6 protein-coding genes are annotated in these 6,898 nt (G+C 67.2%); 2 read left to right on the top strand and 4 right to left on the bottom strand.

Annotated features, from left to right (window positions below):
• The coding region (locus H165_RS19175) for an ATP-binding protein (RefSeq protein WP_017938883.1) at positions 1–150 on the top strand (150 nt) is incomplete at its 5' end.
• Between the two features lie 162 nt (positions 151–312).
• Positions 313–1,248: an aspartyl/asparaginyl beta-hydroxylase domain-containing protein gene (locus H165_RS0110440; protein ID WP_026146540.1), complete on the top strand. Its 936-nt coding sequence runs from the start codon at positions 313–315 to the stop codon at positions 1,246–1,248.
• Positions 1,249–1,268: 20 nt separating this feature from the next.
• Here H165_RS0110440 and mazG read toward each other — a convergent pair whose 3' ends face one another.
• The 4 genes from mazG to cysM form a co-directional block, all read right to left on the bottom strand.
• A complete protein-coding gene (mazG, locus tag H165_RS0110435; protein ID WP_017938881.1) occupies positions 1,269–2,102 on the bottom strand; it encodes a nucleoside triphosphate pyrophosphohydrolase in 834 nt (277 codons plus the stop codon).
• A gap of 73 nt (positions 2,103–2,175) precedes the next feature.
• Positions 2,176–4,419, bottom strand: coding sequence for a GTP diphosphokinase (gene relA, locus H165_RS0110430; protein WP_017938880.1), 2,244 nt, complete (start codon positions 4,417–4,419; stop codon positions 2,176–2,178).
• Between the two features lie 93 nt (positions 4,420–4,512).
• The gene (rlmD, locus tag H165_RS0110425; RefSeq protein ID WP_017938879.1) at positions 4,513–5,865 is read right to left on the bottom strand and encodes a 23S rRNA (uracil(1939)-C(5))-methyltransferase RlmD; all 1,353 of its coding nucleotides are present in this window, start codon (positions 5,863–5,865) and stop codon (positions 4,513–4,515) included.
• The gene (gene cysM / locus H165_RS0110420) at positions 5,862–6,770 is read right to left on the bottom strand and encodes a cysteine synthase CysM (RefSeq protein ID WP_017938878.1); all 909 of its coding nucleotides are present in this window, start codon (positions 6,768–6,770) and stop codon (positions 5,862–5,864) included. Before cysM ends, rlmD begins: the two co-directional genes overlap by 4 nt.
• Between the last annotated feature and the right edge of the window lie 128 nt (positions 6,771–6,898).

Genomic DNA, 6,898 nt, shown 5'->3' with positions numbered 1-6,898 from the left:
GTGGACAACTGGCACGAACTGATCGGCGATCCAACCCTGGCCGACGCCATCCTCGACCGCCTGGTGCACAACGCCTACCGGATCAACCTCAAGGGCGAATCGATGAGAAAGCGGGTGAAGAAATTGACGACACCGGGCACCTCAGACTAACAATGCAACCCCTGCGTCGCTGCGCTCCGACTGCCCGGCCGGATGGCCGTGGAACAGGTGGCCAGATGGCCGTGGAATGCCTGGCCAGATGAGAGCGGACTGGGTGGCCGGATGGCGTGGAATCCGCATCTGCTCCCCCACTTTTGCGACGGAATGCTCACCATGTCGGTACCTCTGCTGTTCAAGGCGGGCCTACCCTGCCTGTTTCTCCTCAGCGTACTGTTCGTGCACTTCCGCGGCCGAGCTCGCCTCCCCCTGCTGCGCCAGATGTTCAACTACTCGGCGCTGTTCACCCCCTACAACTCGCTGATGTACCTGTTCTCGAGCACTCCGGCGCGCCCCTACCTGGAACGCCGCGACTTTCCCGAACTGGACCTGCTGCGCGACAACTGGCAGGTAATCCGCGAGGAGGCCCTGTCCCTGTTCGACGAGGGCTACATCCGAGCCGCCCTGGGCGACAACGAAGCGGGTTTCGGCTCCTTCTTCAAGAAGGGGTGGAAACGCTTCTACCTGACCTGGTACGACGGCCCGCTGCCCTCAGCGCGCCAGCTCTGCCCGCGTACCGTGGCGTTACTGGAGCAGGTCCCCAGCGTGCGAGGCGCGATGTTCACCCTGCTGCCCGGCGGCAGCCACCTCAACCCACACCGTGACCCCTTCGCCGGCTCGCTGCGCTACCACCTGGGACTGGCAACGCCGAACTCCGACGCCTGCCGCATTTACGTGGACGGCCAGCCCTATGCCTGGCGCGACGGCGAGGACGTGATGTTCGACGAGACCTACGTGCACTGGGTGAAGAACGAAACCGACACCACACGGATCATTCTGTTCTGCGACGTGGAACGCCCGCTGCCGACACCTCTGCGCCAGCTCAACCGCTGGGTGAGCGGTGTCCTCGGCCGCGCCACGGCGCCGCAGAACGTCGAGGGGGAGCGGGTCGGCGCGATCAACCGGGCCTACGGGCTATTCAAGCGCATCGGCGATCGTCTCGGCAGCCAGGTCAGGCGCTTCAAGCGGCGTTTTCCCCGAGCCTACCGGGTGCTCAAACCGGTCCTCGCCATCCTGCTGCTGGTGCTCCTGTACCGCTGGATCGTCACCTAGACCGGGGGCGGACGCCAGTCTCAACCGCAGGCAGGCCCCGCCTGCTCCTCCTGCTTGGCGCGGTTCCACAGGCTGTCCAGCTCTTCCAGAGTGCAGGCTTCCAGGCTGCGCCCCTGCTCACGGAGCATGAGCTCGATGTAGCGGAAGCGTCGCTCGAACTTGCCGTTGGCGGCGCGCAGGGCGGCTTCCGGGTCGACCTTGAGGTGGCGGGCCAGGTTGGTGACGGCGAACAGCAGGTCGCCCACCTCGTCGGTCATCGCCTGGTGATCGTCCTTGCTCATCGCCTCCAGCACTTCGTCGAGCTCCTCGCGCACCTTGTCGAACACCGGCAGGGTTTCCGGCCAGTCAAAGCCGACCTGGGCGGCGCGCTTCTGCAGCTTCACCGCGCGACTCAGCGCCGGCAGCGCCGAGGGCACGTCGTCGAGCAGCGACAGTTGCTCCGGCTCGGCGGCGCGGGCCGCGCGCTCCTCGGCCTTGAGTTCCTCCCAGCGCTGCTTGATGGCCGCTTCCTCCAGGCGCGCCGGATCCGGCTCGCCATACAGGTCACCGTCGACGAACACATGGGGATGGCGACGGATCAGCTTGCGGGTGATGCCATCGACCACGTCCGCGAAGTTGAAGCGCCCCTCCTCCCGAGCCAGCTGGCTGTAGTAGACCACCTGGAACAGCAGGTCGCCGAGTTCGCCCGGCAGTTGCTGGAAATCGCCGCGCTCGATGGTGTCGGCGACCTCGTAGGCCTCCTCGAGGGTGTAGGGAACGATGCTGGCGTAGTTCTGCTTGAGGTCCCAGGGACAGCCATGCTGCGGGTCGCGCAGGCGGGCCATCAGGTAGAGCAGGTCGTCGAGCTTGTACATAGGGTGGTCCTTGGCGACGGCAGGCCGCAGCGCGGGCCGGAAAGATTCCCGGCCCGCGCCTGGCGACTGCCGCTTAGTTGGCCTTGTTGCGCCGCGCCTCGATGATGTTCGGCAGCTGGGCGATGCGCCCGAGCAACCGACCGAGGGCGTCCAGGCCGGGGATTTCGATGGTCAGCGACATGGTCGCGGTGTTGTCTTCCTTGTCCGAGCGAGTGTTGACCGCCAGAACGTTGATCTTCTCGTTGAGCAGCACCTGGCTGACGTCGCGCAGCAGACCGGCGCGGTCGTAGGCGCGGATGAGAATGTCCACCGGGTAGGTCTGCACCGGCTCCGGCCCCCAGCTGACCTGGATGATCCGCTCCGGCTCGCGGGACGCCAGCTGCAGCACCGACGCGCAGTCCTGGCGGTGGATGCTGACGCCGCGACCGACGGTGATGTAGCCGACGATCGGATCGCCGGGCAGCGGCTGGCAACAGCCGGCCATCTGGGTCAGCAGGTTACCGACGCCCTGGATCTGCACGTCACCGCGCCTGCCCGGACGGGCCTGAGCGGCGCGCCGCGGGATCAGTTCCAGCTGCTCGTTGCCGCGTTCTGGCTCAACCAGCTGCTGGGCATAGTTGACCAGATGAGCCAGGCGCAGGTCGCCGGCACCGAGGGCGGCGAACATGTCGTCGGCCGACTTGTGGTTGGCCTTCTCGGCCAGCCGGTCGTAGTCCACATGGTTCAGCGCCAGGCGGGTCAGCTCGCGCTCCAGCATGCTGCGGCCGGCGGCGACGTTCTGGTCGCGGGCCTGCATCTTGAACCAATGGACGATCTTCGCCCGGGCCCGCGAGGTGGTGACGTAGCCGAGGTTGCTGTTCAGCCAGTCACGGCTCGGCGTGCCCTGCTTGCTGGTGATGATCTCCACCTGCTCGCCGGTCTGCAGGGTGTAGTTGAGCGGCACGATGCGCCCGTTGACCTTGGCGCCGCGGCAGCTGTGGCCGATCTCGGTGTGCACCCGGTAGGCGAAGTCCAGCGGCGTGGCGCCTCGGGGCAGGTCGATGGCATGGCCGTCCGGGGTGAATACGTAGACCCGGTCGTGCTCGATATCGACCCGCAGCTGCTCGGCCAGACCGCCGATGTCGCCCAGTTCCTCGTGCCACTCGATCACCTGACGTAGCCAGGAGATCTTCTCCTCGTAGTGGTTGGAGCCGGACTTGACGTCGGTGCCCTTGTAGCGCCAGTGCGCGCAGACGCCCAGCTCGGCCTCCTCGTGCATCTCGTGGGTACGGATCTGCACCTCGAGCACCTTGCCCTCGGGGCCGATCACCGCGGTGTGCAGCGAGCGGTAGCCGTTCTCCTTGGGGTTGGCGATATAGTCGTCGAACTCGCGCGGAATGTGCCGCCACAGAGTGTGGACGATGCCCAGCGCGGTGTAGCAGTCGCGCACCTGGGGCACCAGCACGCGCACCGCCCGCACGTCGTAGATCTGGCTGAAGTCCAGGCCCTTGCGCTGCATCTTCCGCCAGATCGAGTAGATGTGCTTGGCGCGCCCGCTGATTTCCGCCTGGATGCCGGCGGCGGCCAGCTCGCTCTTCAGCTGCGCCATCACGTCGCTGATGAAGCGCTCGCGGTCCAGGCGCCGCTCGTGCAGCAGCTTGGCGATCTTCTTGTACTGCTCGGGCTCGAGATAGCGGAAGGACAGGTCCTCCAGCTCCCATTTGATATGACCGATGCCGAGACGGTGGGCCAGGGGCGCATAGATGTCGAACACCTCGCGGGCCACCCGGTGGCGCTTCTCCTCGTCGGCGTTCTTCACCGCGCGGATCGCGCAGGTTCGCTCGGCCAGCTTGATCAGCGCCACGCGCACGTCGTCCACCATGGCCACCAGCATCTTGCGCAGGTTCTCCACCTGTGCCTGGGAGCCGAGCACCATGGACTCGCGGGGGTTGATGCAGGCGCTGATCGCCGCCATGCGCAGAACGCCCTCGATCAGCTTGGCGACCACGTTGCCGAAGCGCTGCTGGACCACCTCCAGAGTCACCTTGCCCTCGCGCACGCCACGGTAGATCACAGCGGCCACCAGGGATTCCTGGTCGAGCTTGAGGTCGGCGAGGATTTCCGCGATCTCCAGCCCGGTCTGGAAGCTGGAGGTGCCTTCGGCCCACAGGTTCTGCGCGGCTATGGCCTTCTCCTCGGCCTCGCGGGCGAATTCGCAGGCCTCGCGCAGGGCGTTCCGATCCAGGGCGGGGTCGATGCTCACCACATGATCGAGCCAGGCCTCCAGGTTGATACTGCCGTCGGAGTTGATCGGCTGATGGGCCCTAACCTGTACCATCTCTTACCTTCCTACGACGCCATGAACCGCGTCGGTTATCGCCAGCCTTCTGCGGGCTGATCGGATTGCACGAACCGGACCAGGTACACGCTCCTAGTCCGCCTCGAATAACGCCATCGCCTCGACATGCGCCGTCTGCGGAAACATATCGAGGATTCCGGCACGTTCCAACCGGTAGCCCTGCCGGACCAGCTCGGCGCTGTCCCGCGCCAGGGTGGCCGGATTGCAGGATACGTACAGCAGCCGCCGCGCCCCCAGGGTGCCGATCTGGCGGACCACCTGCCAGGCACCATCACGCGGCGGATCGAGCAGCACTGCGGAGAATCCTCGGCCAGCCCAGGGCGTCTCGACAAGCGGATTCGACAGGTCGGCCCGGAAAAAGTGCACATTGGCCAAACCGTTGGCCGTGGCGTTGGCGGCGGCGCGGCGGGTCATGGCCTCGTCGCCCTCCACCGCCACCACCTCGCGGGCCTGACGGGCCAGCGGCAGGGCGAAGTTGCCGAGGCCGCAGAACAGGTCGAGCACCCGCTCGTCATCGCGCACTGCCAGCCAGTCCAGCGCCTGGGCGACCATGGCCTCGTTGACCGGCGCATTGACCTGGACGAAGTCGCCGGGGCGGTAAGCCAGCTCCAGGTTCCAGCGCTCCAGCCGGTAGCCGAGCTGCTGGTCTTCGCTGGCCGGGCGGGGTTCGCCCTCGCCCTGCAGCCACAGTTGCGCACCCTGTTGGGCGCAGAAGGCCTGCAGACGGGCCAGGTCCTCGCCGCCCAAGGGGGCGACATGGCGGACCAGCACGGCGCTGGCGGTGCCGTTGAACAGTTCCACGTGACCCAGGGCCTGCGGACGCTGCAGGCTGCACAGCAGCTCAGGCAGGGCCCTGAGAATGGGTTGCAGGGGTGCGACCAGCACCGAGCAGTCGTCGATGGCCACGATGGCCTGGCTGGCCGCGGCGCGGAAGCCAACCTCCAGCCGGCGCTGCCTTGCATCCCAGCGCACCGCGATGCGTGCCCGGCGGCGATAGGCGAATTCCGGCCCCACCAGCGGTTCGGCCCACTGGCGCGGCGCGATGCCGGCCAGCCGCTCCAGCTGTTCGGCCAGGGTGCGCTGCTTGAGGGCCAGTTGATCGGCATGGTTCATGTGCTGCAGCGAGCAACCGCCGCAACGGCCAGCGAACCGGCAGGGCGGCTCGCGGCGCTTGGGCGCGGCGTCCTGGATGCGCTCGCAGCACGCCTCGACCACCTGGCTGCGCGCTCCCAGCACCCGGGCCTCCACGTGTTCGCCGGGCAGGGCGCCGGCGACGAACCAGGTGCGTCCGCCCTCGAAGGCGATGCCGCGGCCGTCGCTGGCCAGCCGCTCGATGCGCAGCAGCTGCTTCTTGCCCACCGGCACGCTGCCCGCGCGGGGCCCACCGCTGGGCTGGAAGCGCAGGCCGGCGTTACGCCTGGTCATGGCTGGTCGGGCAGGTCATAGATGCCGGTGGACAGGTAGCGGTCGCCGCGATCGCAGATGATCGCCACGATCACCGCGTTCTCCACCTCGCGCGACAGGCGCAGGGCCGCCGCCACCGCGCCGCCAGAGGACACGCCGCAGAAGATACCCTCCTCGCGGGCCAGGCGACGCATCACCTCCTCGGCTTCGCTCTGGTGCATGTCGACGATGCGGTCGACGCGTTCGGCCTCGTATATCTTCGGCAGGTATTCCTGCGGCCAGCGGCGGATGCCCGGGATGGACGAGCCCTCCATGGGCTGCAGGCCAATGATCTGGATGTTCGGGTTCTGCTCCTTGAGGTAGCGCGAGCAGCCCATGATGGTCCCGGTGGTGCCCATGGAGCTGATGAAGTGGGTGATGGTGCCGCCGGTCTGCTGCCAGATTTCCGGGCCCGTACTGGTGTAATGGGCGACGGGGTTGTCGCCGTTGGCGAACTGGTCGAGGACCACGCCCCGGCCGCCGCGCTGCAGGCTCTCGGCCAGGTCGCGGGCGCCTTCCATGCCCTCCTCGCGGGACACCAGGATCAGCTCGGCACCGTAGGCGGTCATCGCCGCCTTGCGCTCCTCGGTCATGTTGTCCGGCATGATCAGGATCATCTTGTAGCCCTTGATGGCCGCCGCCATGGCCAGGGCGATGCCGGTGTTGCCCGAAGTCGCCTCGATCAGGGTATCGCCGGGCCTGATGTCGCCGCGCTGTTCGGCGCGGGTGATCATCGACAACGCCGGACGGTCCTTCACCGAGCCGGCCGGGTTGTTGCCCTCGAGCTTGACCAGGATGGTGTTGCTGGTTTCTCCGGGCAGGCGCTGCAGGCGAACCAGCGGGGTGTTGCCGACGCAGTCGGCGATGGTGGGGTACTGCTGGGACATGATCTCGTTCGCAATCCGGACGCAAGGGCGCCATATGATACCGGCAAACCCGCCCGGCCCATATCTCATGAAGTTTGCTGGTTATTCCCGAATGCTTGGACCGGCAAGGAGCAAAGGCCAACTGCCCG

The organism is Pseudomonas thermotolerans DSM 14292, from assembly GCF_000364625.1.
GTDB lineage: Bacteria > Pseudomonadota > Gammaproteobacteria > Pseudomonadales > Pseudomonadaceae > Aquipseudomonas > Aquipseudomonas thermotolerans.
Note: the sequence above shows the minus strand (reverse complement) of the source record. Positions and strands in the feature narration are given on the sequence as shown.

Excerpts from the sequence above, each read along its gene's own strand:
- cysM (WP_017938878.1), bottom strand. The coding sequence starts at position 6,770 with ATGTCCCAGCAGTACCCCACCATCGCCGACTGCGTCGGCAACACCCCG.
- mazG (WP_017938881.1), bottom strand. The coding sequence starts at position 2,102 with ATGTACAAGCTCGACGACCTGCTCTACCTGATGGCCCGCCTGCGCGAC.
- H165_RS0110440 (WP_026146540.1), top strand. The coding sequence starts at position 313 with ATGTCGGTACCTCTGCTGTTCAAGGCGGGCCTACCCTGCCTGTTTCTC.
- rlmD (WP_017938879.1), bottom strand. The coding sequence starts at position 5,865 with ATGACCAGGCGTAACGCCGGCCTGCGCTTCCAGCCCAGCGGTGGGCCC.
- relA (WP_017938880.1), bottom strand. The coding sequence starts at position 4,419 with ATGGTACAGGTTAGGGCCCATCAGCCGATCAACTCCGACGGCAGTATC.